Below are 25,561 nucleotides of genomic sequence, written 5' to 3'. Positions count from 1 at the left end.
TTCAGGATAATACGCTATTTCGTTTGTCAAAAAATTTAATAGCCTTCCTGCTTATTTCAGGGAATTGCAATGCCTGTATGACCTTGGGATCTTCAAATTTAACCATTGGCGCCACTCTCAGCTTTGCCCTGAAATGATCTTTAATCTCCTTTTCAAAACTTTCCATTACTTCCGCACATCCTATTCTAATTAGGATTTCATCTGTACCTATATCATTGGTAAAAACTTCAACAACATAGTTTTTAACCATAGGCATCGTATCAAGTATATCATACAAAGCTGGAGGATACAGACTTGTTCCTTTGTATTTGATCATTTGATTTTTACGACCCAATATTGGTCCTAAACGCATGCTGGTTCTGCCGCATTCACATTGCTCATAGTTGGCAATACAAATATCACCAGTTTTAAACCTTAACAAAGGCATGCCTTCCACACCCAGTGTTGTAATGGTTACCTCCCCTGGTTTCCCTTCTTCAACAGGACAATTATTATCGTCTAAAAATTCAACAATGATTAATTCAGGATGGTGATGTCCTCCTTGCGACGCTCCACACTCGGTAAAGGCGGTGACCATTTCAGTAGAAGCATAAGTAGAATATAATTTAATGCCCCACTTATCCTGTATTTTTTGGCCTAACGTATTCAGCGAAAAATCAGGATTTCTTACAGATTCTCCAATACAAATAGCCTTTTTTACAGAACTGGATTTATAGTCTATATTGTTAGCTTCAGCATATTCAATCAATTTGATAATGAAAGACGGGACAGCAACCAGCACGGTAGGGTTTATTCTCTGTATAGTATCCCATTGAAGTTCCGGTATCCCTGATCCCACTCTTACAAGACCTGCACCAAGTTTTCTTGCACCGAGAAAATAAGCGAGGCCAGCCATAAATCTCCTGTCTATGGTAGTCGTAAGCTGAAAGATATCATCAGGACCACATTCTGCAGATATGAAAGAAATGGCTTCATTATAGCCAAGACGATCCAGATCACCATCGGTAAGGGCAAAAGTTACGGGGTCCCCCAGTGTTCCGGAAGTAGTAACATAGTCTACTATTTTATTTTTAGGAACACATAAAAAGTCAAAATTTCTTGAGTAAAGATCATATTTGGAAGATACAGGTACTTTAATAAGATCCTCCAGAGAATTGATATCAGATCTTTTAATATTATTTTTCTCAAACAGTTCTTTATAAAATGGAGAACAAGCCATAAGATAATCTAATAACTCTCCCAGCTTTTTTTCCTGAAATCTTTTAACCTGCTCTTTATCCTTAAATTCTATTTCGGGGGCCTGCATCTGAATCGGCTAATTATTTATTTAAAAGTTGTAATTGATTGTAACGCTCTACAGCCCTGTTGTTACTATTATCTCTCACAACCTTTTTAAGTACTATATTCCCTATCTGACAAATCAGAAAAGAGCCAATACCAGCAGCGGCTAAAGGTACTGCCTTAGGATCTTGCCGATATGCTGAATTAGTAGCTGCATCAATTTCAGCGAGGCCAACAAGACCAATAGTACCCAGAGGGAATGACAATCCAAATAATACCCAGCTGCCAATGTTCGCAGCTTTGGCAGTTGAAAGATGCTCCCTGATTTCTTTATCATTTGTCGAAAGCAATACCGGACTCAGTCTTTTTATGGAATAATACCTGCCATTATAGTAATACAATCCTCTGGCTCTGGTATCAATAAGTAATGGACCTGAACGTTCTTCCATTTTCTCTATAGGTTCTACTGTTACAGGCTCAGCAATAATCGGATTATCAAAGACAATCTTTGCTCCGTTCTCAAATTTCACCATGAAGACAAGTTTTTTGTCTATACTGATGATTAAAGAATCATTTACATTGTTTTTGTAAAAGATCTTGTCCTCTTTAATTTCCAGTACTTTACCATATATCTCATCACCCCCTCTTTTCAAAATCAGATCTTGGGAGAAGGAAACTGTGACAGCAAAAAATAGAATGCATAAAGCAAAAAATGATTTAATAAAATTAGTTTTCATATAAAGTACCTAATAATTTTTCAATTTTATTCTTTTCAAATAACGTTGGTATTTCCTTTTTTAAAGCTTCCTTATACATGAATGAAGCTTCGTCCTTTTTGCCCAGGTATCTATAACAATCGCCGGCAATCCAATGTGATTCATAGCTATCAGGATTACATCTGACAATTTTCACTATTGAATCTAAGGCCACAGTGGATTTGAGACTCATCTGTTTTTTAAGGAATTTTTTAAGCCTCTTGTATGATTCATAATTTCTGAATTCCGGAGTTAACATAAAAGAATCAGCAGGGATTACCAATGATTTTTCATAGATGGCTGTATCCCTATTAAGTCCTTTCAGCTGAAAAATTTTGTTAAGATCATAAGCAACATAAGCACCTAAAACATATGGATTAGAAGATACCCATACCTGCCTCAATGCTGGTTTAAATATAACCGAATGATGTGCGATAAGCTGATTCATGGCTTTTTCGTTTCCATACCCGAGGACTTTATCATCCAATCCATTTTTATCTCTTAGAATCTTCGCCGTTTCTTTCACTCCAATCTTAGGATATTTGCCAATCAGTTGATCCATTCTATGATACCTGTAAAGCGAGGAACTTTCTTTTATATTCTGAATATTCAGTGGATCATTAGCAAACACTTCACTTTGGTAGTGATTTGAACAAACGATATAATTTTGATCTGATCTTAAAAGTCCTTGTTTGTTAGGCGATTTTTCAATTATTGCAGCCTTGTTTTCATTTGAAGAACCAATCAAGATAGATTCAGAAACAAATGTTTTTCTTTGTAAGGCGATTTTATATGCTTCATCAATAGTTGAAGCATATTGTAATATTTCTCTTGCTAGCAAAGAAATAGGCATTGCTGAACCTAGCGGAGGATCTGACTTCGCTGCATTAATAGTCACAGTAAGTCCTTGTTCATTCATACCGGAAAGAACTCCAGTCATACCACCCCATGTTACCATCATGAATTTATTCCCACTGTCTGGAGCAATAAAAGCGATAATTTTGTCCTGAGCGAATTCATCTCCTACATAAAAGTCAAAATTTCTTCCAACTATAAGTCCTCCATCCTGACTTTTAGCATCCCAGGCTGCAAATGATGTGCAACCTACAAGGTTTTTATCCTGCAGGGCATGTCCTATATCATGAGCTGCATGATAATTGAGCAGACGCTGATATGGAGTTCCGATAGCATAGTAGTTCTCAGATGCTGATAAAGAAACACCGGATATTTCCTGTTTATACTCCAGGGGTATGTTTTCATCCAGATTTCTGTTAAACCATCCTATAAGATATTTTAAAAAACCGCGATAGGTTTTATTCGGAACCAGTTCAGTAATTTGGCCAACAAAGACATCTTCCTGTCTTTTAACTAATTCTGTGCTTAATTTGCCATTAATAACTCCTCTTTCATATGGAGAACCTTCAACATACATTTCATACATTCCAAACTCATTCTTCTTAAACCAATTATTTCCAATTCTATAAAAGCCCTTGGAAACTTCCTCTCTTTGAAGAGAATGGACATCTGTATTGGGTGGTACCGGCGGAAAAGCAAGTGCAACAGAGATAAACCAGATAATCAGAAATAAAAAAATTGCGATAATACCGGTAAAAACATGTCTTTTTTTGATCCCCATGAATTTTTCAAATTTCACCTTAGATTACAAATTTGGCAGGAATAAAATTCATCACAAAATAAAATGATAGGAGTTATTTTTAGGGTAATAAGATTAATATTACTGTTATTCAAGATTTGTAACGGGAAATCTTACTCTTTTATTGAAAATATATTACTATAAAAAGAAAAAAGCTACTTTATGAGTAGCTTTTTTCTCCTATTTTATAGTTGTAATTAGAATTTACTCTATTATAACCTTTTCTATCAAATTATCATTCTCACCAATAATATTCATTAAATAAACACCTGATGGCAAATGACTCAGATTGATTTCTTTTTCATATAAGGTTCCCTCTTCAAAATTAGAGGATAATAGATACACTTCTTGACCTAGTACATCTGTAATTCTAAATTCATAATTTCCTTTTGACGGATTAGTTATCTGTACCTTAAAAATTCCCTTATTAGGGTTAGGAATTACTTTATACTTGAATGAAGATGTTCCGGAGCCATTTACAGCAATTACTGTTGTGCTTGTAATATCCCCATTGAAATCAACTTCTCGTACTCGGTAATATGAAGTACCTTTAAAGTCATTTTTATCAGTAAAAGAATATGACAATACAGTATTAGAGTTTCCAGCAGCCTTAACAGTTCCAACAGCGACAAAATTGATTCCATCTAAGGACCGCTCTACAATAAACTCTTTTGAATTTTCCTCTTTAGCCGTCGACCAATTTACTGAAACATGTGACAAGGAGATTCTATGTGCATCAAAAGAAATAAATTCTACAGGTAATATACATGTCCCATCTACGCACACCAGAATTTTACCACAAGAATAGGTAGGACCTGAAGTGTATGTAATATTATATAATCCTCCTTTATTCTTTGAATTATTCCCGATGATTGATGCATTTCCGGTGAGTACTCCGTTAGTCTCTGTTGCTGGAGTTGTCCAAAGGTTACTACTGGCATTAATTGCAGTTGTCCCTCCGCAATTATAAGGTTTTAATGCACCAGAAGATGCTCTGATCGCTAGCCAATAAGTTCCTGCTGGCAGTTCATAAGGTGTTGCAAGCGTCCAAGTTCTTGCTGAATTTGCTTCTGGAAAAGTTGTTGTTGCAATTACAGTACCCGTACCTCCCGGACCATTGTAATTTCCTGCTGGGTTACAATCTCCACAGTATATAGAACTCGGAATAACATTCGGGTAAACTCTTAATTCAAAAGCACCAGCTCCCCATCCACTTCCCTGGAAGAAACTTACTTCAGTAAGCTTAATTGCCTGAGTAGAAGTAATCATTGTATAAAGAGGACCATTTACGTTCCCTTCTGCACTTGGATTACATGGCTGTGTTTTAATTATTGAACCAGTGATACTCGATTTATCTTCTGCATACAAAGCTCTTGCACAACCTGCTACAGAAGTATTGGTTGCTGTGAAGGGAACAGCAATTACTGAATCTTCATCTGTTGGATTTAGCTCAGTACCTGGTAAGTCTGCATAGTTTGTATACCATTTGATTTTTAGATCCTTTGGCTCATATACGGAGAATCTTGCTATATTTCTAGTTGGGTCCTCGCATGCAGTAACTTTATATGGAGACGGAGCAGGGGAATATGTTACAGTATCCCTTAACACAGGACATGGTCCACAAAGAAATGCTACCGAAGCCCTATTATCTGAAACAGAAACTCTATATTGCCCAAATTTATCTGCAGGAGTATAAGTTACATCATCACTTTCAGGAGTTCCAAGAGGTAACCAGGCACCTGATGTTCCCGAACGATATTCCCATGTATATTTATATGAACTATAAGTCTGAGGAATATTTGAATTTAATGTTGCTGAAAATCCCGGACATGTCACTACATCAGGACCTAGATTAGGTTTACCCGGACAAGGACTGGCAAAACTACAACCAACAGGCAGAGTAAAACTAACTGCTCTACATTGGTCCTGAAAATTTCCAATTCCCAGTTCACCTCTTCTATTCCAGCCCCATGCATAAGCCTCTCCAGCTCCTCCAACTGCAAAAAACCAGGCATCACCATCGGAAACCGAAACTATCCCAGTTAAATCAGGATTACCAGCTTTTGTACCATCTTTAACATACACGGGAAACGGACTAAATAGTTTATTTGCTTTTCCCGTACAAGCAGTTGAATTACAAGCAACATTCCCATCCCCCAAAGTACCTGCACCAATTAAATCTCCGTCAGCGGTCGCAGAACAATCGACTGTACCTCCTGAACCTGTCGAAGTGAGCCCATTATTAAATAATCCTCTGGCACCAAACGTAACTACTTTACCATTTGCCATCACAACAGCAGAGTTCGCCTGACCTGCAGAAACGAAAACAGCTTTTCCATCAACACCATTTCCCAAAAACTGAGCCTCTGCAGTTCCATAGGTAGTAAGTCCCGGAATAACCACTCTTCTGGCATCATTCTGATAAACACCTGTAGCCGCTGCAACGGTTCCACCTCTACCTAATTGCCCAATTCCCCAGTCCCCTCCAAATGACCAAACATTTCCTTTACTATCCAACGCTAAACAATGGGTATCACCACCTGAAATTTGCACTATATTAGATAAAAACTGAGCCGGAGCCGGTGTAGCAGAATAACCACTATTTAACGGATCACCCTGAATTACTCTTCCAGCTCTGATTGCTGCTAAACTTCCATCTGCACCTGGTCTACCCAACTTATTTCCATCGTTAGATCCCCATGACCACACATTTCCATTAGCATCCAATGCATATGTACATGCATCTCCTCCTTCAATTTGAATGATATTAGTTAATTGAGTTCCATCGTCTTTTAAAACATATACAGGTTCTATGCGATCTGTTGTTGTTCCATCTCCTAACTGACCATTAGCATTCTGCCCCCAAGCCAAAACTTTTCCTGTTACTTTCTCCAAGGCAAATGAAGAAGCATTTCCTCCTGAAACATAAAAAATATCATGAAGAAAAACACCATTTGGATCATTTACAGCATCTACTTTGCCAGCTTGTGCTCCTTTGGAAACTCTTGTAGGAACAGGACTATCAAGTTTAGATCCTCTACCTAGTTGCCCGAAAGCTCCTTCTCCCCAAGCCCAAACCTGGCCTGCACAAGAAAGACCAAGAACATGCGCTCCAGAACCTGCATCCACCTGACTGATTGCAGGTAAATTTCCATAAGTTAAACCTCCTGCAGTATTGTTTACGTTTCCTCTCCTAACTGCTATAGGTACATTGCTAAATGAGGCAAGAGGGAAAGGAGCATCCGTCAATGTTATCCCAAGTTGCCCTTTGTTATTTTCTCCCCAAACAAATACTGTTTGATTTTCACAAACAGCTGCTGAAAAGTTATTTCCTCCCGAAATCTGAAGATTTTGCCCAAAGCCCCTTATGGCGGTAAGGATAATGGTTAAAAGAAGTAGGCTTTTTTTCATATTATTTAATTTGTTTTCGAGTCTAATATTTTCAAAATCAGTCCTAAAGAATTGTAATAGTTTTTAATCTACAAATAAATCTACAAAAAGTATAAATTTACTTAAATATACAGTATTTAAAGGCTGTATACAAGTTCAATTAGAATTGTAACCCAAAATTTAGACGAATTTTTAGCTATTGGATGACAAGAACCATAAAAATTATACAAAAGCTGAACATAATTCAACAAAATCTGGAACTCTTTAAATTGAACGAGTTTATTTTTGTATTAAAAAATTTTATTCGGACCATTCGCAATATTTTTGGATAAAAAAATGATTCCAATAAATTCTGTAAATAGTTCTTTTTTAAAAAATAACCAGAACAAGATACAAAAAAACTACAAGGTCCAATATTTTTTAATTATAAAAGTTATTTTTTTACTATAAAATAAAAAGGCTGTCCTTTTTAGAAGACAGCCTCATACAAATTATATTTTACATTCTTTCTTTAGTTTCAGGCTTTATCCCATGCTTTTTAGATGGTTCCTTTTGTTCTTCAAAAGGATCCTCCAGTGGATACATCCTTTGCGGCGGTTCTGGAGTTTCAATCTCATCTATTTTTTTTTTATTCTCCCCTTTTATGTTTATGTCTGACCCCATTGTTATTATTTAATTAATGTTAACCCTCTACATTGCCTTGTTCCGGACATCACTCTTCCAGCACAAAGTACTTCTGAACAATATCATTAATCTTATCGGCATTTAATGGTTTTACAAGGAATTCGGAAACTCCGGCATTTCGAAGCTCAGCTTTTTCAGCATCTGGCAATTCAGTAGCGCTTAAAACTACTATTACACTCTCCTTTTGCCTTGGTATTTTATGATACCGGTCAACGAATTCCCTTCCGTCTATTAATGGCATGTTTATATCAAGCAGAATCAGATCAGGGCATGTCCCTAAGTCATCGGTACATTGATACTTGATATAATCAAGACCTTTTTTCCCATCATATGCAGTAGTTACCATTGAAGTAACACCCATTCCGTTCAGGACCTTTTCAGTAATAAAATTACTTACCCGATCATCATCTACTAATAAAACACAATTCATTTTCATATGTTACTAAAGCCTTTAAATGTCTAATATCCGAACATGATATTTAATGACTGGGTTCAGCTTTAGGAAGGGAAAAAACCTAAAAATAAGGGAACTTTAAAGATACTCTGATAAACTATAACTTGTTTTCCATATGCTGCAACTAAAATTTTACAATAATGGACATATTGTAAGTATAAACAAAGTTATTACCTGTAACAAGTGGTAAAGCATCATAAGTAGCTACAAACTGGTTATTTAATGAAAAATATTTATTGATGTTAATCATCAACTGAAAGTCTGAAATCACCCTGGGTTTAAAAAAACTGGTGAATCTCGCCTGATAATAGGTTACCATGAAAACATTAACATTCTTAGATATGTCACCTCTAAACGATACATTGGTTGTATTTTTAAAAAAGTATGTTTCAGCCTTTGTAGAATCACCGCCAGACTCAAACCTTAAAACTTCCCCCCTCCAGATTTCATGTTCATACATTCCTCCGGAGTTGATGCTGAATGAATATTTAGGTGTGGATTTTACCCTGAACCTGAGGCTCCCCCCATACAACTCCCTGATTTGCAACCCCCTACCAAGATCATACTGCAACTGAAGAAAAGGCTCATAGGATAATCTTTTTGCTCTGAAAAGATTTACTCTCCAATGCGTATATCCCTCACTTATTACTTTTTGTTGAGTAGTCTTGATTAATTTCCCATAGTTAATATTGAGATAACCATGTTTTTCTGACAAATAAACGAGATTAGAATTTAAATTGAGTGTAGTCACCTGATTTTGCTGTTTTTTAGTTGAAAAACCGAGGCCAACATTTCCCGTCCAGAAATTTGACGTATCTTTCTCAAAACGAAACCTTTCAATATTGAGAATTTGTCCAAAAGATGCTGGAACAAAACATGCACTAGAAATTGTTACTAGAAACGGAACAAATAAATAAGATGATTTCATTTAAAAGGTTGAGATAAATAATCTGCAATTTTTATATTTGCAGGAGCAAAAACAAAGGTTTTTGTTATTTGTTCTTGATAAAAGTTCATTGACTTATGGGGCCGACCGGATTTGACAGGTTGAGTAATGACGTGTATAAGCATGCAGGCTCATGGGATGAGAGCCTTGAAAGATAGTTCCGAACAATATCTGGCGAAGAATCTTACGCCATGGCTGCTTAATCTGACTGAATGTTAGATTAGCTCATCCTGATATTAGATTATCAGGAAGCCATCACTCCTCAGTTCTTTCGTTTCGCGGGAACTGAATACGGGGTGTCGAACAGTGGAACTAGTCAGAGTGATGTTGTTAAACTTTGACGAAATCTAAACAACTAAGGTAAAATTTGGCTGCTGCCTGCCTGGTTTTACCCGACAATTAAAGTCAGCTAAGCATGTAGAAGGCTCGATTATTAGCTTCTCTGGACCAGGGTTCGACTCCCTGCGGCTCCACTAATTGCAGTAACAGTAAATAGTAACAGTGAATAGTATTATATGCCCTTAACTGTATTGTTTACTGTTACTATTTACTCATGTAGCCTCCATCATTTTTTTTACAACCTAAGGAAACTTCAGGTTTATCAAAAAGTCATTCACTTAAATTACTAAATATAAATACACTATTGAACCTCAATTATCAAGCTAAATGAAAAGCAATTAGGAAGGGCAAGTCGTAGCAGCATGTTGTACATTGCTAAAGACCTAATTAAGAAGAACTTTACACTATCTCCTAAAATCAACATTTAGAATTGTGACCTTATCCGGTTATTACTAAAATGAAATTGCTAAAATCTATTGATGGAGATTAGTAGTTAGCTTGAAAAAATTTAAATACAAAATAAGCTAGAAAAAGAAAAGTCTAATTCAGGGCCACATACACAAATAGTATAATAGAAAAAAAATGGCTTATACAGTTACTATTCACTATTTCTGTTTTTATTCCAGATGAAACTTATAACCAATCTTCTTAACTGTATCAATATAATCACCACCAATCTTTTCTCTGATTCTACTGATATGTACTTCAAGGGTTTTGGAGATTTCTGAAACTTCAGGACCCCAGATTTGCTCTATAAGCTCTTTACGTCTGAATGTTCTGTTGGGATTTTTTGATAGGCAACAGAGAAGCTCAAACTCTTTCTTTGACAAAATGATGGTTTTATTCTTTTTAAGTACAACAAAATTATCAATATCGATTGTAAGATCATTAATGGTTATCTTATTATTATCTTCCTCTGATATTATTGCAGAGATATTTTTATTTCTTTTTAGAAATGCATTGACACGACAAACTAAAAGTCTGGGTTTAATAGGCTTGATCACATAATCATTTGCTCCTGCTTCAAATGCAGAGAGTTCACTTTGCTGATCATCCAAAGAAGTCAAAAAAATAAATACACAGCTCTCTAGCTCCGGAACCTCACGTATCATTTTACATGCACGAAGACCATCCATTTCAATAAGTTTAACTTCTGCAATTATAAGATCAGGTAAAAAAGCCTTTGCTATCTTTACAAGCTCCTTTCCACTCGTGCAGCCTTTCACTTCATAACCTTCTTTATGAAAAATAAATTCTAGTATATCAATAATCTCCTGGCTTTCGTCTGCTACTAGTATTTTAAGATTCTGACCCATATACAACTATTTTAAAAATGAAAAAGCACACTTGAAGCAGATATAAATTATTGTCAGTAGCTATAGTCATTATATTTCCTCCTGACTAAAATTAATAAAACCTATGGTTAGTTTATATTTTTATAAAGTTAAGTCCATAACATTTAATTCAATTTTAATTCACTTAATGAGATAACATTTAAACCAATCTCATAATTAGCTCCTTACTAAATCAATAGATTAATATTTGATTAATAATATTTTTTTGTATACCACTAATCACAGGATATACAGGATTCTTTATTGAATTTAATAAACTAGACTAATTTTTAAATAAGAAAGAAGACTACCAATCCGCATTACTTTTATTGAGAGTCAGAGCTTGGTGATAGTTATGAATTATACACCTGTACGAAAGAAATTATACATAGATTATTATAAGGCAATACAAGCTAAAAGTAGACAAGAAGCAATTAATATATTCTCAATAAAGAATTACTCATTGCAATAGCAAAAAAGAAAACATTAATAGTAAGAATAAAAGTATTGAAACGCTCCTATCTGTGTCATTCTATATAAAAACTACTTCAAGAAGTTTTATATTAAATTAGAAATAAATGGAGGAAATTATTTAAGAAGAAATACCAACCAAAGGTTGATAATAACCATTCGTAAAAAAGTAAATCTCTCATATAGATTTAATTCCACACCTATTTAGTATTAAGCTCCTATGTAATCCATCCTAAATCTGCATATGCAGATTAAATACAATTAGCTCATTCATGGGAAAGTAAAACAAGAAACTTATGCACTCTATATAGATAATTAAAATAAAGCTATTCAAAAGAATCTGAATGGCTTTATTTTTATTTCCTGTAAATGAAATTACTTCACTCTTTCCACATATTCACCTGTCTCAGCATTTACCTTTATTCTTTCACCTGCTTCAACAAATAAAGGTACCTGAACAGTAGCTCCAGTTTCAACGGTAGCAGGTTTTAAAGCTCTTGTTGATGTATCTCCTTTTAATCCTGGCTCTGTATAAGTAACTTCCAGTTCGACATGCGTAGGAGGTTCCGCATAAACAGGAACATCATTATCATCAAACTTTACAAGAACAATGGTATTCTCTTTTAGAAACTTAAGAGATTCACCAAACAATACCATAGGCACAGGCAATTGTTCGAATGTCTCAGGATGCATACAGACTAGAGAATCACCTTCCTGATACAGATATTGCAATTCGCGGGTTTCCACTCTTACCAGTTCAATTTTTTCCCCTGACCGGAATCTGATCTCACTTTGTTTACCGGTTTTCACATTGCGACTTTTGACAGTATATATCGCATTGCCCTTTCCAGGTGTAATGTGCGTATAATCTGTAACCATCACCAATTCACCGTTATATCTCAAAAATGCGCCTTTGGAAATATCCGAAGTAGTAGCCATATATTTTTATTTTTAGTTAAAGCAAATTCAAAGCTACGACCATAGATCCATTCAACAAAAAATCTTTAAAACTATGTTATACCAAACTCAATAAAATTTCTTTTAAAAATCAAAATTATGAGATATAAAGAACATCTTAATTTTTTCAATATTCCAATATTTCCCTAAACTCATGTTCCAACACTCAACCTATTGATTGTCACGAATTTTCATAAAAAGTATTTTTTCAATAATTGGTACGAAGAAATTAAAAAGCCTAAAACTATACTTCAATAGACAAAAATAAGTTTCAAATAGACGAAACTTATTTTATCTTGGAACCGTATAAATATTCAATTTGAATACAAAACATCAATAATTGTACTTTTCAAATAAAGATAATTTATATTTTCAACTCAAAGAGTATCAAAAATGGTTACAACAAAAGTTTTTCAGGAAGATTACTGTGAAGTTACAGAAGGTTCAAACGGTATTATCTATGCAAGATGGAGTGGTTTCTTAAAACCAGAACAAGTAAGGAAAGGCTGTTCGGTAATTACAGAACATGCTACAAAAAATAAGATTACAGTCCATCTGAGTGACCACAGAAATCTAAAAGTACTTTCGAAAGAGGTGCAGGAATATCTTGCAAAAGAGTGGTTTCCAGAAGTAGAAAAGATCGGTATGAAAAAAATCGCTGCACTGATTGCACCCGATTTGTTTGCTAAAGCAACGGTTGATAAAGTAAACAAAGACGCCCACGTCGGAAACCTTGTAATAAGAACTTTTGAAAGCGAAGATGAATGTATTAAATGGCTTTTAAGCTGATAAAACGATGACCCCGGAAACATTAAAATTACCTCAACAAACCGAAGGAAATAAATGGAAAAAGATTAGTCAGGAAATTGACAAACTTGATCCGATACAAATTGACCGATTGATCCCTTTCATTCATAAACTCAACAGAGAAAAGAATGTACAGGCACTTGCCGAGATTTTATATAAACATTTACCTTACCCGGAAAGGCTTGAAAGATTCACATACAATGAATCTATTGCCTGCATGAGGGACATTGGGATATTTCTGGGGTCATTAAAAAAACATGGTACAGAACCAGTAGAAGTAATTCCTGAACTGGACTATGTATTGGATGTTTTAAGTGACAAAACAAATTTACCTCCAAGAGATACGCTTTTTCATTACACCATCTGGAATCCTTCTGGCCTGAGGGTTAGAACATACACTGGTCTTAGCGATGAAATACATCTTATAGAGAGCGTTAAAATGTCCATGTTTCCTCTGGTAGATGCAATATATAATCTAATAGAACTGCACCAAACTCCTTTGAACAGCCCTGCCTTTGAAGAGATTTGCAATATAGCAGAAGAAAATCTTTCGGGAATGATTAACGGAATAGTGTATGCAAAGCGGAATGTTTCCCCTGCAGTTTTTGCAAATGAATTAAGATTTTATTTTGATCCTATTTCGTTATACAGAAGAGAATTTATAGGCCCGGGAGCTGTAGAAATGCCGCTATTCGTATTTGACCATCTACTTTGGAGCTCTGAAACTAACGATGAAGAATATGTTAAGTTTAAAATAACATACCTTCCTTTTAATCAGCCGGACATAAGAGATATTTATTACAACTATGACAATCAGCCTTCACTTGCAACAAAAGTAATTGAAGCATTAAAGAAAAATCCTGGTTATTGTCAGCAAACCGCAAAATCTGCAAGAGCTTTACTTTCCCTTTGCAACAGATTAAAAAGCTTCAGAATGCCTCATAAAAAACTGGCAGAAGAGTCCTATGCTCAGCAAAAAGAGAGAAGCCATGGCAGCGGGGGGTATTCTACGGATATTTTGAGTCACATCATATCACTTAATCTAAAAACGATTGCTGATATTGAACAAGCGATCACCCGATATGGCAGATAATAAGTAATAAATAGTAATATTTACAACCAGCGTATGAAAACCACCCGGACTATTTGTTTTCTTCGGGTGGTTTTACTTTACAAGACTTTCATACTCAAGAGGAAATAATATTTTAAATTCACTTCCTTTGCCCTTTTCACTCTTCACTTCAATACAAGCATCGTATCTCTCAAGCATTTTCTTCAAATTGTAAAGACCAAGACCAGTACCTTCTGAATCCTCATCTTTATGAAGTCTGCTAAATACCTTAAATAACCTGGATTGTTCTTCCAGTGTCATGCCCATTCCATTATCTCTTACTGTCAGAATCTTATAGTTGTCAGTAATCAGAAAATTAATCTTAATTAAAGGATTTCTATCGGGATGCTTGTACTTTATTGAATTTGAAATAAGATTAAAGAGAACGCTTTTAAAACATGTCCTGTTAAAATTAAAATCCAATTTGCTATCAATATCAGTGTTGATAGTAGCACTATGAGTTTTAATCAGTTCAGAAATGCTGATCTTTACTTCCTCCAATACTTCATAACAATTGACAGACTCAATAGCTCCATTGTCAAGCTGCTGGCTTCTGATAATACCAATCAAACCGTCTATTGTATCTCTCATCTGCCCTGTAGAAATATCGATCATATCAATAATATTGACACAGCTGAGTCCCTCTGTATCCAGTTCCTCCCTTAAGGCAGTGACTAATCCTTCCAGATTTGCAACAGGCAATTTAAGATCATGAGAAGCTATATAAACAAACTGATCAAGGTCTTTATTTACCGCAAGTAACTTTTCATTGTATTTTCTCAATTGCTCTTCCGCAACCATCCTTTTATTGATTTCCACTTTCAGTTCTTCATTGCTTTGCCTTAAATCAACTGTCCTGCGCTGAACAATTTCTTCCAGATTTTTATAATCTTTCTCTAACTTTTTCTGTTGAAGATAAATTGATATAAAAGAATTCACCTTTGATCTGGTAATAAAAGGATCAAGCGGTTTAAATAAATAGTCTACAGCCCCTTTGCTATAGCCCTCTGCCACGTATTTACTTTCATGGGTAAGGGCTGTTACAAAAATGACAGGTATGCTCTGAGTCGTTTTTTTTTGTTTTAAAATAGTAGCCACTTCATAACCATCCATACCTGGCATCTGAACATCCAACATTATAAGAGCCAGATCTGTTTTGTAAGCAATTTTCAAAGCTTCATTTCCAGAGGTGGCTCTAAGGAAATTTATAGTTACTCCCTCCTGAATAAGCAGATTTTCAAGGCTGTATATGTTTTCATCCCGGTCATCTACAATTAGGACGTTAACAGGTATATCATTATTCTCAAGACTCATTTCACTTGTGGTAAAAATTAAAAAGATCAATGGACTATTTTAATTCGAAAAACAGTATTTTAAGATTGTGAAAAACTTAATCACAACTATATCTTTACAATATTGTTCTGTATGCAGGTTAAGCTTTTTAATTAATTCTTCTGTATATTTTTTCTTTATGATCTATTACCTGAAAATATTTTTCAATCTTACTGAACCTTAGTGATTCCTTGTTACCCAGAGCAAGAAATCCAAAAACAGGAAGGCTGTCCATGAATAACTCCAAAACCTTCTCCTGTAATTCTTTTTGAAAATATATCAACACATTGCGACACACTATCAGATTAAATTCATTAAATGATCCGTCGTGTACGAGATTATGAACAGAGAACAGAAAGTTTTTACTTAGCTCTGAATCCATTATAGCTCTGTTATACCTTGCATGATAGTAATCTGACAAGGAGTATAAACCTCCTGCCTTAATATAATTTCTGGAGTATTCTTTCATACAGGATATAGGATAAATTCCCTCCTTTGCAGTTTGCAATACTTTACCATTTATATCCGTTGCATAAAATCTTGACCTCGCTAAAATAGCTTCTTCCTTAAAAAGCATTGCAAGTGAATACGCCTCTTCTCCTGTTGAACAACCTGCATCCCAAATGCGCACAAAAGGATATGTTTTCAAATAAGGAACCACATTCTTCCGAAGGGAAAGATAAAATGAAGGATCTCTGAACATCTCAGTTACATTCACTGTAACCTCTTCCAGAAAAAAGTCAAAATAGTCTGCATCCGCAAGTATTCTCAATTTTAACTCACGCAAAGTTCCCAGATTTTTGTTAATCAAAAACCTGCTTATGCGTCTCTTCATTGAAGCTTTAGAATAGCCGGAAAAATCGTAGCTATATTGCTGCAAAATGGCCATGAGCAAGTCCTGATATTCTTCATCTCCTATTTCTATAAATCCCATTTCCATTATTAACTTTTATATAACCAAACACGCATCAGAGATAACAATTTTGGTAACTCTATTGGTTTGGATATGTAATCTGAAACACCTGCCGCAATACATTTTTCCTTATCACCTGTCATTGCTTTTGCTGTAATTGCGATAATCGGCAAGTTTCGATATTCAGATCTGGATCTGATAGATTTAGTAGCATCGATACCATCCATTTCCGGCATCATAATATCCATAAGTACTATATCAGTATCCGGATTAGAATCAAGCTCCTCTATTGCCTGTCTGCCATCATAAGCCACTACTACATTCATTCCCTGATCTTCCAGCACATTGGTTAGAGAATATATGTTACGCATATCATCATCAGCAATAAGAACCTTTTTATCTTTCAGCAACATATCCCTATGAATCATTGAAGATCTGGATGACTTTTCAATACTTGCACCCATATTGTGCATAAAGAGCTTAACTTCCTCCAGAAGCCTTGTATAGGAATATTCTGTCTTTACAATTATTGTATCTGCATACCTCTTGAATTTAGCTTCCTCATCTATAGAAAGATCTTTTCCTGAATAAATAATTACGGGCATTTCTTTTAGATTATTATCTTTTTTTATGAACTCCAGCAGATCATATCCATTATAATCAGGAAGTTTTATATCTAATATAATCCCGTCATACTTTTCTTTTCTTAAATATTCAAGAGCTTCTGCCCCATTAAAAGCATTATCAGATTCAATCCCTTGAGATTTTAAAAGATCTTTTACTGCGATACTCTCATTTTCATTATCTTCTACTATCAAAACCTTCATTACATCTTTGCCTATATTGAGACCGATTTTATTGAAGGCCTGATCAAGAGTCTCCAGAGCTACAGGCTTTGGTATAAAGTTTTCCTGGCCCAGGTGATTGTGATAAGTCTCTTTATCATATGCAGACATCATATGTACAGGTATATCTTTTAACAAAGGGTTATGTTTAAGCCATTTAAGCACTTCCCATCCATTCATATCCGGTAATTGAACATCAAGAAGAATGGCGGCAAAGTTATTCTCTTTTGCAATGTCAATCACTTCATTTCCTTTATGAATAACAGTTACCTCATACCCTTTGCTTTTAGCAAAGTCTTCAAGAATTCTGGAGAAGTAAACATCATCTTCTACAATAAGGATACTTTTTGATGAGTTTCCTGTAGGAATACTTTTAGTAGCAGAAGATTCATCAGATAGTGATACATATTTTTCCGGCACCAGGACAGCCTCTTCCAAATTGGTTTCATCGGCTCTCTCCGGAAGGTATAATGTAAATTGGCTCCCTTTACCAACAATGCTTTCTACCTGAATTTCTCCCCCAAGCAATATTGCTATATCCCTGCTAATCGTAAGCCCAAGACCAGAGCCCCCGTATTTTCTGGTTGTCGATGGATCTGCTTGCTGAAAAGCCTCAAAGATCAGATCCAGTTTATCCGGAGGAATTCCGATACCCGTATCTTTTACAACAAATGCTACTACTTTTTTATTATTCAAATCAGGATTGAGGAATTTCTTGCTAGATTCTGTTACAGGTCTTATGGAATATTCTATTGTTCCATTATCCGGAGTGAACTTGAATGCATTTGATAGTAGATTCTTAAGAACTTGTTCTACTCTGAATTTATCAGTATAAATAACATCAGGAAGCCCTTTTTGTATAAGGAACTTAAAGTTTATATTTTTTTCTTTGGCAAGTTCTTTGAACTGGTGATCCATTTTAAATTCATTGGGTTTGAAATCACCCAACTCAAGTTTTACTTTTCCGGATTCTACTTTTGCAAGATCCAGGATCTGATTAATAAGCTTAAGTAAATCATTTCCGGAACGCTCAATAATTCCAGCTTGCTCAACTTCCTTCTTGCTTAATGTTTTGTTTTTGTTGTCTTTTAAAAGGCTTGAAAGTATGAGTATACTATTTAATGGTGTCCTTAACTCATGAGACATGTTGGCAAGGAAATCGGATTTATACTGGCTTATTACCTCTACCTGATTTACCTTTAACTGCAATGCCTGCCTTGCATCCTCCAGCGCTTTATTTTTTGTATTGATAGCTTCATTCTGCAACTCAAGTTCCGCATTTTTTTCCTGAAGCTCTTCTTCACTTGCCCGCAACTCTTCATCGGAAGCCTGTAACTTATCTCTTTGCTCTCTTAGCTCATCATTCATAATCCGAAGCTCTTCCTGCTGTGTCTCCAGCTCTTCTGCCTGGTTCTGGGTTTCTGACAGCAACTCATAGGTTTTCATCTCCGAGATTATTCCATTTATAAAAATGGATATTGTACTTCCGATACTATAAATAAACTGGAGATCCAGTTGGTTAAATTTACCTTTACTCAAAAGCTCGACTATTGCTGTAGTTTTTTCAGAATGATAAAATGGGACAATTAAAATTTCAGCAACATCAAATGCGGCTAAGCCTGAATTTATCTTTATATTTTGAACAGATATATCATTAATTAACTGAACCTTTTTCTGTAAGGCACACTGCCCCAATAACCCCTCTCCAGGATAAAATTTGTTAGGAACGTTTACATTTGCCTCAAATGCATAAGTTTCAGCCAACTGAAAACTACCATCTTCTTGTACCAAATAGATAATTCCTGACTGAGCCTTCATAAATTCAGTGAGGTACGATAAGACCTTACTGCTCAACATGTTTAAATCCCTTTCCCCCCTAAGCAAATCATTGATCTGGGCATTTGCCTGTAACAAATAATTCTGGTTACTTATTTCATTTCTGTTTTTAATCAATATCTCATTGGAATTCTCTAGTTGGTTATTTAGTGTTTTTAACTCCTGCTGAACAATTTCCCTGTTTTTGATATCATTGTTTATAAAATAAAATGACACCCCAGCTAAAGTAATGGCAATGAGAGAGGAAACTACAATAATGATTGGAGATAACCTGTAATACTTATGGGCAGTTGCAATCCTGCTTTTGAGAAGTCTCTGCTCCTCGATCCGCATATTCGTATACATACTTCGAATTTCATCCATCATTTTCTTTCCAACAACCATATCGCTGTAACTAACCTGCGTCTTGTCTTTCTTGAATTGTTCCAATACGAGGTTCAACCTTTCAAAACGATTTCCCACCAGTCGCTCCAATGTATCAATAGACCGTCTCTGGTATTCATTATCAGCCGTAAGTTCCTTTAACTTAGCTATATTTATTTCTACTCTTTTCGCCGCATTTCTGTATGGCTCAAGGAATTGTTCATCTTTCGTAATGATATACCCTCTCTGACCTGTTTCGGCTCCTCTTAACTCTGCTATGGTAGATTCTATATTGATGAGAACCTCATTTGTATGATCTACCCAGGAAGATTGCTCTATCAGCTTTAATATGGTATAAAAAGAAAGACATGAAGATAATATCAGTAGGACAATGGAGAATCCTAAACCCAGTCTTATTTTCTTATTAAGACCAAATTTCTCAAAAGGCAACATATACAACGAATTTAAATTAACATAGGCTGCAATAGCGACCAATTCTGCTATTACAACTATAAAAGTAAAACTGAATACAACAATTTAAAAATGGATATGTTTTCAGATCTGAATATAAATTATATCTAATTTCTTCAGGCCTTGAGCCATCGACAGGACAACCATCTAACTATCAAAAAAATAAAACTGAATTTGTAGAAAAATTCCACATATAATTACTTATTCCATTCCAACAGATTGAAATCAGTAACTAGCCTGCAAATCCTTCCGTCATTATCAAAGCCAACATAAGATTGATATACATCATCTCCGTAACCTGTTGTAAAAATAGCAATAGTATCTTCTTTTGATTTCCACATGTACCATGTTCTGGTATCCTTATAAACTTCATCCATCTGATCAAAAATTTCTTCGTGGTACTCTTTATTCTTTTGAGCATAGAATTCATATGCGTCCAGTGCAGAAAGATCCATAAAACAACCAAGGCCTGAATCCACGGCATATCCGAAGATTTCCCCATCCTGCAAATCTTCCATTCGCTGGCCTTCGAGCAATGCGAATTCCCATCGAACAGGTTTTTCTTCTGAAAATTTTATTCTGGCAAATGCTATACGCTCGTCTGTCTCAATATCTGCTATTGCCAGTTCCACGGGAAAACTACCTATTGGAAACAAGTTGACAAATGCATCCACCTCTTCTGTATTTAACGGATCACATGTAAGAACCTTTCCTGAATGTATATTGATGTTTCCCATATCCTGACATTGAAATGTATAGGTAATACCTTCTTCAATAATAGAATAGCCCTTACTAAAACTGTCTTCAAGAAAAGATGGATACTTTATCATATTGCATTCAAATATTTAATAACAAAAGTACTACTTAAGGAGGACAATACCCCATATAATTTTGAATGTTGAAAAACAACCTTAATCCAAAAGCGTAAATATTTGCATATTCAGAAATTAATATTAAAATTTCATTAAAAGATAAACCTATGAAAATAAGAACAGTTCTGTTTAGCCTCATTGCACTTGCAGTATTAAGCTCTTTTACGATGCATGTTTTGAAAACCAGTCTGAAAGTAACCGTAAGAAATGACTTAGGAAATCTGGAAAGTGAAGCTTCTGTAAGTCTTTATAAAACTAAAGAAGACTATGAAAAAAGTATTAATCCGGTAGATACCCAGATTACAGATGAAAAAGGGAATGCTGTATTCGGAAACCTTGAATCTGTAGTATATTATATAAGTGCTGAAAAAGGTGATAAAAATAATTTTGGTGCTGGAGAAAAAACTGAAAAGCTGGTGGAAAACCGGCAGAATAAAGTAACCATCATTATTTCTGAATAATCTAATTAAACAAAGCAGCCTTTACTTTAATGCTGCTTTGTTTCTCACACCCTTAAATATGTTCAGGAGCCAAGCGGGTAGCGACAGCTATCCTGTTCCATCCGTTAATAGAGACGATCGTCATTATAAGTTGCGCAATACAGTTATCATCAAAGTATTTTTCTGCTTCTTTATAAACCGCGTCAGACACCCCGTTGTTAGTTATTAATGTAACTTCTTCAGTGAGTGCAAGTACCACTCTTTCTTCCGGAGTAAAAAAAGGAGTTTCTCTCCAGGCAGATAAGGCATATATACGTTGCTCTGTTTCACCTTCCAACCGGGCATCTCTTGTATGCATTTGTATACAAAACGCACACCTGTTTATCTGAGAAGCCCTGATTTTGATAAGACTTTTGTAAGTCTTTGAAATATTTGTAGAAGAAAGATATTTTTCTACCCCATACATTGCCTGATAGGCGTTTGGCTCCAGGTCTTTGATTTTGATTCTGCTTTCCATAAGAACTTTCATTTTCCCAATAGACAGAATCAATCTTATTTTGTGACAAAAATTTTAGTTTTTCTTAAAAATTATTTTTTCCGGATTTCTGATCATAAATAATTTATCAATCATGCTATCCACAACATCAGGATATACTATAGAATGAAACTCCCCATTTATTTCAATCATGATACCCGATTTACCATTGAAATTTATTTTCCGAAACCTGAACAGGCCCCTCTCGCTTTTAAATATTCCCTGAAAAAACTTCAGAATATTGGTAACTCCATAAATAGGGTTAATCGCTGCTGCAACTTTACCTCCACCGTCTGAATAAAGGACAGCGTCATTTTTTAAAAGCGTCGTAAGTTTGTTAAAATCTTTACTTTCAACCGCTTCAAGGAACGTTTCAAACAACTTTCTCTGATCTTCTTGCACTTTGTATTGTCCGAACTTGCTTTTCTTAAGTTTCAAACTAGCTCTGTGATATAGTTGTCTGCAGTTTTCCTGAGTTATCTCAAGTAAACCTGCAATCTGAAGATAAGAATATCCGACCAGTTCTCTGAGCACAATTACAGCCCTTTCATATGGGTTAAGGTTTTCAAGAATTACTAAAAAAGCATAATCTATTGATTGCTCTTCCTCCGGGTCAGTTTCACTCAATATTGGTTCTGGTAACCATATTCCCTTATAGACTTCTCTTTCCTGTTTTAATCTTTTTAAGGCATCTATAGCTTTGTTGACTGTTATCTTACTAAGATATGATTTTACATCTTTAATATTACCTTGATCCAACCCCAGCCATTTTTCATAAGTATCCTGCACAAGATCTTCAGCTGTTTGTATATCACCAAGTATATTATAGGCAATCACAAATAAATATTTATGATACTGAGTAAAATCTGTCTGTGTCATCATTATAAGAACTGTTTATTTCACATATCGCAGTTTCGTTTAGACATATGAAATAAATTATCAGCTCTTAAATTTAACCTGGTTTAATCATTTTAAAAAATATCAATATTAATCTAGTACTTAGAATTTAAATAAATTAATAGATTATAATGTTTAACAGGATTTTTCAGTTAATAATGATTATTTAAAGTTCATATTTTCCTTTTTGCTTAAAAGAATATATACAATGAAATAGGATGCCATCATAAAAGAAGTAAAAACTCCCGTGACCAGTATTGCCTTACTTCTAAAGATATTAAAGATTACATCATCAAATAATGTTCCTGTATTAGTTACAATATCCCAGCTATTCCATCTCAAAAATCTTCCCAGGTATATTCCATAAGAGCATAAGATCGACACATTGCAGATAAAAAACCAGGAGAACCTACCTCCTGAATATTTCATAAAATGCAGATGAACATAAAATAAACTTACCAGACCACTTATTAGTCCTGTAAATGCAAAGGAAAATAACATCAATGTATCTAACCACAAAGGGACTATCGCTCTTTCCTTCAAATGAACCATATCGGTAATCAGATAAGGTGCATTAGGAAAAAATAAAAGCCAGGCAATACCAAGAATTATAAAGAAGATAATATTAATTGACTTTTTATCATCCAGAGTACTGATTATAAAAGACAAAATTAATGGGATCATTGCCAGAAGCCAGTTCCAGATTAGAAATATGAAACTATATCTTCCCGAAATATAAATTCTAAGAGCGAGTAACATAAAGCAAAATACCGAGAGCAAAACAATTCCAGCTGCTATCTCTTTCTTACTATTATTCATAATTCAAATGGTTTGATATATTTTCAAATTTTCGATTCTGATAATTCTTTTGATATATTTATCACAATACATTAAAGGAATGACTCCTATTGCTCCAAACATACAGTCGATTACTCGCCAATAAAAAGGTATATCTCGGATTTCTCCTGCTATAAAGGCCAGGGGAAAGACAGCAATACAAGCGAACATGCCAAAATGAATTACCCAGATATTTTTGACCGGATCTTTTAAAGGTCCTATAAATATTATTGCAATTACTATATGCGCAAATGCTAACCAATCAGTTCCATAGGCTAGAAAAGGATAGTGAATATTCGTATCATGTAAACCGATATAGACCTTATCTACCCATAGATACAATGGATTATCAGGTTCCAGTAATTGCTGTGCAGCATTTCTAATAAAAAACAACTCAGTCTCCAAAGGAAATGCAGTAAGACCGCTCAAGATAAGGCCTGCGATGAAAAGGCATATCAAAAATTTGATCCTAGCTCTTAATTTTAAAGATTCAGTTTTCATGTCATTACATTTAAGTTATACAATTCAATAATTTATTTGTCCAGCCCTTCTCACAAAGAGAAGGGCTTAAAAATTGGACTAAAAAATCCCAGGTAAACTTTCCATGGATTTTAATTCATGGTAAATATCATCATCATCCATATTCCACGACTGCCAATCACGATCTTCAAATTCTTTTATAAAAGCTTTTTTTCTTATATCAAGAGCTATGAGAAAACTCTTGTTATCCCGCATTTGCTGAGGATTCTTTTTACAATAAGAAATCAGATCAGGCAATCCAGCATCAGATAGGGATACATTGTAAATAAGATCTGTTTTAGCTGCTATCCCCGAAAGATTGTATTTTACTATAAGCATATCCCAGTTCCATAGGCATGATAACATTAATACAGCATAACCCACCCAGGCATTTTTCCTGAATAAAAACCAGTTGCTTTTTGCTGAAGCAATTTTTATAAATGTGGTCAATAGCCCTGCAACAGTCATAATCAGATAGATGTAAACACCAATTCTTTTGTAAGTCAATCCATGCTCATCGATATAATGAAAATTCTTTATACCACAGGTAATCACCAATATTGTGTTTTGGATAATCCATATCACAGCTAGTATCTTAATAGCAGTGTTGTTTTCATAAAAATTCAAGGACCCTCTGAAATAAAACAAAATAATAGCGATTGCAATAACTATGGAAAGTATTAATGAATTGATTCCTTGATGAACAACCTGTGAATATTGAAACCCTTCAGGAAACTCTGTAGCAACTGACAAAGAATATACATCAACAATATTTACTATGAATAGCAATAAATTCAGCATCGCAAATAATACAATACCTGAAATATTTTCATTATTGATGTTAAGCAAAGGCTTTGAGAAAGTAGATTCATCATTAATAAGTCGGTCGGGAGAAGTCAGATCTTTATATAAAAGAGAAAGAATATCCATTTGGTTGAAATAGCCATAAAGCAGCACGAAGCCCATAATCGTGAAACCTATAAGTCCCCATGAAAGAAAATCAAATTTTATATTGGCTGCCAATTCATCAAAGTAAGGATTGGCACTTCGATAAATAAAGAAGAATATCAATGTAATAATGACAGGAATTGCAGTGACAAATAACAAGCTGTAGGATTGTGGTGTTCGCTCTTCTTTCCTTTCGCTTCGTTCAAATAGTCTGGCAAAAATATAGATCAATGAAAAGAAATAGCTATATGCAGAGTATAGCAAAGCAAATATCAATGATGAATCTTTTCGAAAAGAAAAACTTGCAGCCATGCTTAAGGAAATGATATTGGCCAATACAGGCAAGCCGGTGCCATGCAATAAAGCCATAGCCCCACTGATCAATGCTCCGATAGAGGATATAAGCCAAAGCCCGTTAGAAAACAAATTGTTATCTTTGAGCGCCATTAAAAAGGTTATCACGACAGAAAATAAGAATATATTGATACCCGGTGTCTGATCATAAAACAGGTAACTATAGATTAGCGTCGCTGTCACAATTATTATATCGTTCTTTTTCATATATATTTT

At 34.8% G+C, this 25,561-nt stretch carries 21 protein-coding genes and 1 other RNA gene; 4 read left to right on the top strand and 18 right to left on the bottom strand.

Annotation, left to right across the window (positions count from 1 at the left end; genetic code table 11):
• Position 1: 1 nt before the first annotated feature.
• The 7 genes from MYP_RS00910 to MYP_RS00885 all read right to left on the bottom strand — a co-directional run bounded on the left by MYP_RS00910 (position 2) and on the right by MYP_RS00885 (position 9,146).
• On the bottom strand, positions 2–1,306 hold the full coding sequence (locus MYP_RS00910; protein WP_045457196.1) for a phenylacetate--CoA ligase family protein: 1,305 nt from the start codon (positions 1,304–1,306) through the stop codon (positions 2–4).
• Between the two features lie 13 nt (positions 1,307–1,319).
• Positions 1,320–2,018, bottom strand: coding sequence for a hypothetical protein (locus MYP_RS24630; RefSeq protein WP_052429860.1), 699 nt, complete (start codon positions 2,016–2,018; stop codon positions 1,320–1,322).
• Positions 2,008–3,672, bottom strand: a complete 1,665-nt coding sequence (locus MYP_RS00900) for a C45 family autoproteolytic acyltransferase/hydolase (RefSeq protein ID WP_045458954.1) — start codon at positions 3,670–3,672, stop codon at positions 2,008–2,010. The genes MYP_RS24630 and MYP_RS00900 overlap by 11 nt, the downstream gene beginning before the upstream one ends.
• A 222-nt stretch (positions 3,673–3,894) precedes the next feature.
• Positions 3,895–7,101 (bottom strand): T9SS type A sorting domain-containing protein, encoded by a 3,207-nt coding sequence (locus MYP_RS00895; protein ID WP_045457193.1) that lies wholly within the window; start codon positions 7,099–7,101, stop codon positions 3,895–3,897.
• 477 nt (positions 7,102–7,578) lie between these two features.
• Positions 7,579–7,743, bottom strand: a complete 165-nt coding sequence (locus tag MYP_RS25925) for a hypothetical protein (protein WP_156140219.1) — start codon at positions 7,741–7,743, stop codon at positions 7,579–7,581.
• A 49-nt stretch (positions 7,744–7,792) separates the two neighbouring features.
• On the bottom strand, positions 7,793–8,194 hold the full coding sequence (locus MYP_RS00890) for a response regulator (protein WP_052429858.1): 402 nt from the start codon (positions 8,192–8,194) through the stop codon (positions 7,793–7,795).
• 148 nt (positions 8,195–8,342) lie between these two features.
• A complete protein-coding gene (locus MYP_RS00885; protein ID WP_045457186.1) occupies positions 8,343–9,146 on the bottom strand; it encodes a DUF481 domain-containing protein in 804 nt (267 codons plus the stop codon).
• A 97-nt stretch (positions 9,147–9,243) separates the two neighbouring features.
• On the opposite strand from MYP_RS00885, the gene ssrA reads away from it, so the two are divergent.
• Positions 9,244–9,640, top strand: a transfer-messenger RNA (tmRNA) gene (gene ssrA / locus MYP_RS25610).
• 480 nt (positions 9,641–10,120) lie between these two features.
• On the opposite strand, the gene MYP_RS00880 is transcribed toward ssrA, so the two are convergent.
• Complete coding sequence (locus tag MYP_RS00880; protein ID WP_045457184.1) at positions 10,121–10,819, bottom strand: response regulator transcription factor; 699 nt, start codon at positions 10,817–10,819, stop codon at positions 10,121–10,123.
• An 864-nt stretch (positions 10,820–11,683) separates the two neighbouring features.
• On the bottom strand, positions 11,684–12,247 hold the full coding sequence (gene efp / locus MYP_RS00875; RefSeq protein WP_045457182.1) for an elongation factor P: 564 nt from the start codon (positions 12,245–12,247) through the stop codon (positions 11,684–11,686).
• Between the two features lie 411 nt (positions 12,248–12,658).
• Here efp and MYP_RS00870 point away from each other — a divergent pair, with 411 nt between their 5' ends.
• Both MYP_RS00870 and MYP_RS00865 read left to right on the top strand, forming a co-directional pair.
• Positions 12,659–13,054 (top strand): hypothetical protein, encoded by a 396-nt coding sequence (locus tag MYP_RS00870; RefSeq protein WP_045457178.1) that lies wholly within the window; start codon positions 12,659–12,661, stop codon positions 13,052–13,054.
• A 7-nt stretch (positions 13,055–13,061) separates the two neighbouring features.
• Positions 13,062–14,165, top strand: a complete 1,104-nt coding sequence (locus tag MYP_RS00865) for a monodechloroaminopyrrolnitrin synthase PrnB family protein (RefSeq protein ID WP_052429857.1) — start codon at positions 13,062–13,064, stop codon at positions 14,163–14,165.
• 72 nt (positions 14,166–14,237) lie between these two features.
• Here the strand turns inward: MYP_RS00865 and MYP_RS00860 are convergent, their stop codons facing one another.
• The 4 genes from MYP_RS00860 to MYP_RS00845 all read right to left on the bottom strand — a co-directional run bounded on the left by MYP_RS00860 (position 14,238) and on the right by MYP_RS00845 (position 20,773).
• Positions 14,238–15,527 carry a hybrid sensor histidine kinase/response regulator gene (locus MYP_RS00860; protein WP_197059978.1) on the bottom strand — a complete coding sequence of 430 codons (1,290 nt, stop codon included), beginning with the start codon at positions 15,525–15,527 and terminating at the stop codon, positions 14,238–14,240.
• Between the two features lie 97 nt (positions 15,528–15,624).
• Complete coding sequence (locus MYP_RS00855) at positions 15,625–16,455, bottom strand: CheR family methyltransferase (RefSeq protein ID WP_045457173.1); 831 nt, start codon at positions 16,453–16,455, stop codon at positions 15,625–15,627.
• A gap of 2 nt (positions 16,456–16,457) precedes the next feature.
• Positions 16,458–19,925, bottom strand: coding sequence for a response regulator (locus MYP_RS00850; RefSeq protein WP_045457170.1), 3,468 nt, complete (start codon positions 19,923–19,925; stop codon positions 16,458–16,460).
• Positions 19,926–20,140: 215 nt separating this feature from the next.
• Positions 20,141–20,773, bottom strand: a complete 633-nt coding sequence (locus tag MYP_RS00845) for a DUF4241 domain-containing protein (protein ID WP_052429856.1) — start codon at positions 20,771–20,773, stop codon at positions 20,141–20,143.
• Positions 20,774–20,922: 149 nt separating this feature from the next.
• On the opposite strand from MYP_RS00845, the gene MYP_RS00840 reads away from it, so the two are divergent.
• Positions 20,923–21,276, top strand: a complete 354-nt coding sequence (locus tag MYP_RS00840; protein ID WP_045457166.1) for a hypothetical protein — start codon at positions 20,923–20,925, stop codon at positions 21,274–21,276.
• A 52-nt stretch (positions 21,277–21,328) separates the two neighbouring features.
• Here the strand turns inward: MYP_RS00840 and MYP_RS00835 are convergent, their stop codons facing one another.
• The 5 genes from MYP_RS00835 to MYP_RS00815 form a co-directional block, all read right to left on the bottom strand.
• Positions 21,329–21,772, bottom strand: a complete 444-nt coding sequence (locus MYP_RS00835; RefSeq protein WP_045458944.1) for a carboxymuconolactone decarboxylase family protein — start codon at positions 21,770–21,772, stop codon at positions 21,329–21,331.
• A 54-nt stretch (positions 21,773–21,826) separates the two neighbouring features.
• Positions 21,827–22,672, bottom strand: coding sequence for a sigma-70 family RNA polymerase sigma factor (locus MYP_RS00830; protein WP_045457162.1), 846 nt, complete (start codon positions 22,670–22,672; stop codon positions 21,827–21,829).
• 177 nt (positions 22,673–22,849) lie between these two features.
• Complete coding sequence (locus tag MYP_RS00825) at positions 22,850–23,506, bottom strand: DUF1361 domain-containing protein (protein WP_052429854.1); 657 nt, start codon at positions 23,504–23,506, stop codon at positions 22,850–22,852.
• Between the two features lie 3 nt (positions 23,507–23,509).
• On the bottom strand, positions 23,510–24,025 hold the full coding sequence (locus MYP_RS00820) for a hypothetical protein (protein ID WP_045457159.1): 516 nt from the start codon (positions 24,023–24,025) through the stop codon (positions 23,510–23,512).
• 78 nt (positions 24,026–24,103) lie between these two features.
• On the bottom strand, positions 24,104–25,552 hold the full coding sequence (locus tag MYP_RS00815) for a DUF4153 domain-containing protein (protein ID WP_081990363.1): 1,449 nt from the start codon (positions 25,550–25,552) through the stop codon (positions 24,104–24,106).
• Between the last annotated feature and the right edge of the window lie 9 nt (positions 25,553–25,561).

It is taken from the genome of Sporocytophaga myxococcoides, from assembly GCF_000775915.1.
Lineage (GTDB): Bacteria > Bacteroidota > Bacteroidia > Cytophagales > Cytophagaceae > Sporocytophaga > Sporocytophaga myxococcoides_A.
This window is presented reverse-complemented; position numbering and strand designations above follow the sequence as displayed.

Coding starts and splice junctions, on each gene's coding strand:
- MYP_RS00885 (WP_045457186.1), bottom strand. CDS start 9,146: ATGAAATCATCTTATTTATTTGTTCCGTTTCTAGTAACAATTTCTAGT.
- MYP_RS00820 (WP_045457159.1), bottom strand. CDS start 24,025: ATGAAAACTGAATCTTTAAAATTAAGAGCTAGGATCAAATTTTTGATA.
- efp (WP_045457182.1), bottom strand. CDS start 12,247: ATGGCTACTACTTCGGATATTTCCAAAGGCGCATTTTTGAGATATAAC.
- MYP_RS00910 (WP_045457196.1), bottom strand. CDS start 1,306: ATGCAGGCCCCCGAAATAGAATTTAAGGATAAAGAGCAGGTTAAAAGA.
- MYP_RS00815 (WP_081990363.1), bottom strand. CDS start 25,552: ATGAAAAAGAACGATATAATAATTGTGACAGCGACGCTAATCTATAGT.
- MYP_RS00850 (WP_045457170.1), bottom strand. CDS start 19,925: ATGTTGCCTTTTGAGAAATTTGGTCTTAATAAGAAAATAAGACTGGGT.
- MYP_RS00830 (WP_045457162.1), bottom strand. CDS start 22,672: ATGATGACACAGACAGATTTTACTCAGTATCATAAATATTTATTTGTG.
- MYP_RS00865 (WP_052429857.1), top strand. CDS start 13,062: ATGACCCCGGAAACATTAAAATTACCTCAACAAACCGAAGGAAATAAA.
- MYP_RS00895 (WP_045457193.1), bottom strand. CDS start 7,101: ATGAAAAAAAGCCTACTTCTTTTAACCATTATCCTTACCGCCATAAGG.
- MYP_RS00840 (WP_045457166.1), top strand. CDS start 20,923: ATGAAAATAAGAACAGTTCTGTTTAGCCTCATTGCACTTGCAGTATTA.
- MYP_RS00870 (WP_045457178.1), top strand. CDS start 12,659: ATGGTTACAACAAAAGTTTTTCAGGAAGATTACTGTGAAGTTACAGAA.
- MYP_RS00900 (WP_045458954.1), bottom strand. CDS start 3,672: ATGGGGATCAAAAAAAGACATGTTTTTACCGGTATTATCGCAATTTTT.
- MYP_RS00855 (WP_045457173.1), bottom strand. CDS start 16,455: ATGGAAATGGGATTTATAGAAATAGGAGATGAAGAATATCAGGACTTG.
- MYP_RS25925 (WP_156140219.1), bottom strand. CDS start 7,743: ATGGGGTCAGACATAAACATAAAAGGGGAGAATAAAAAAAAAATAGAT.
- MYP_RS00890 (WP_052429858.1), bottom strand. CDS start 8,194: ATGAATTGTGTTTTATTAGTAGATGATGATCGGGTAAGTAATTTTATT.
- MYP_RS24630 (WP_052429860.1), bottom strand. CDS start 2,018: ATGAAAACTAATTTTATTAAATCATTTTTTGCTTTATGCATTCTATTT.
- MYP_RS00845 (WP_052429856.1), bottom strand. CDS start 20,773: ATGATAAAGTATCCATCTTTTCTTGAAGACAGTTTTAGTAAGGGCTAT.
- MYP_RS00835 (WP_045458944.1), bottom strand. CDS start 21,772: ATGGAAAGCAGAATCAAAATCAAAGACCTGGAGCCAAACGCCTATCAG.
- MYP_RS00825 (WP_052429854.1), bottom strand. CDS start 23,506: ATGAATAATAGTAAGAAAGAGATAGCAGCTGGAATTGTTTTGCTCTCG.
- MYP_RS00880 (WP_045457184.1), bottom strand. CDS start 10,819: ATGGGTCAGAATCTTAAAATACTAGTAGCAGACGAAAGCCAGGAGATT.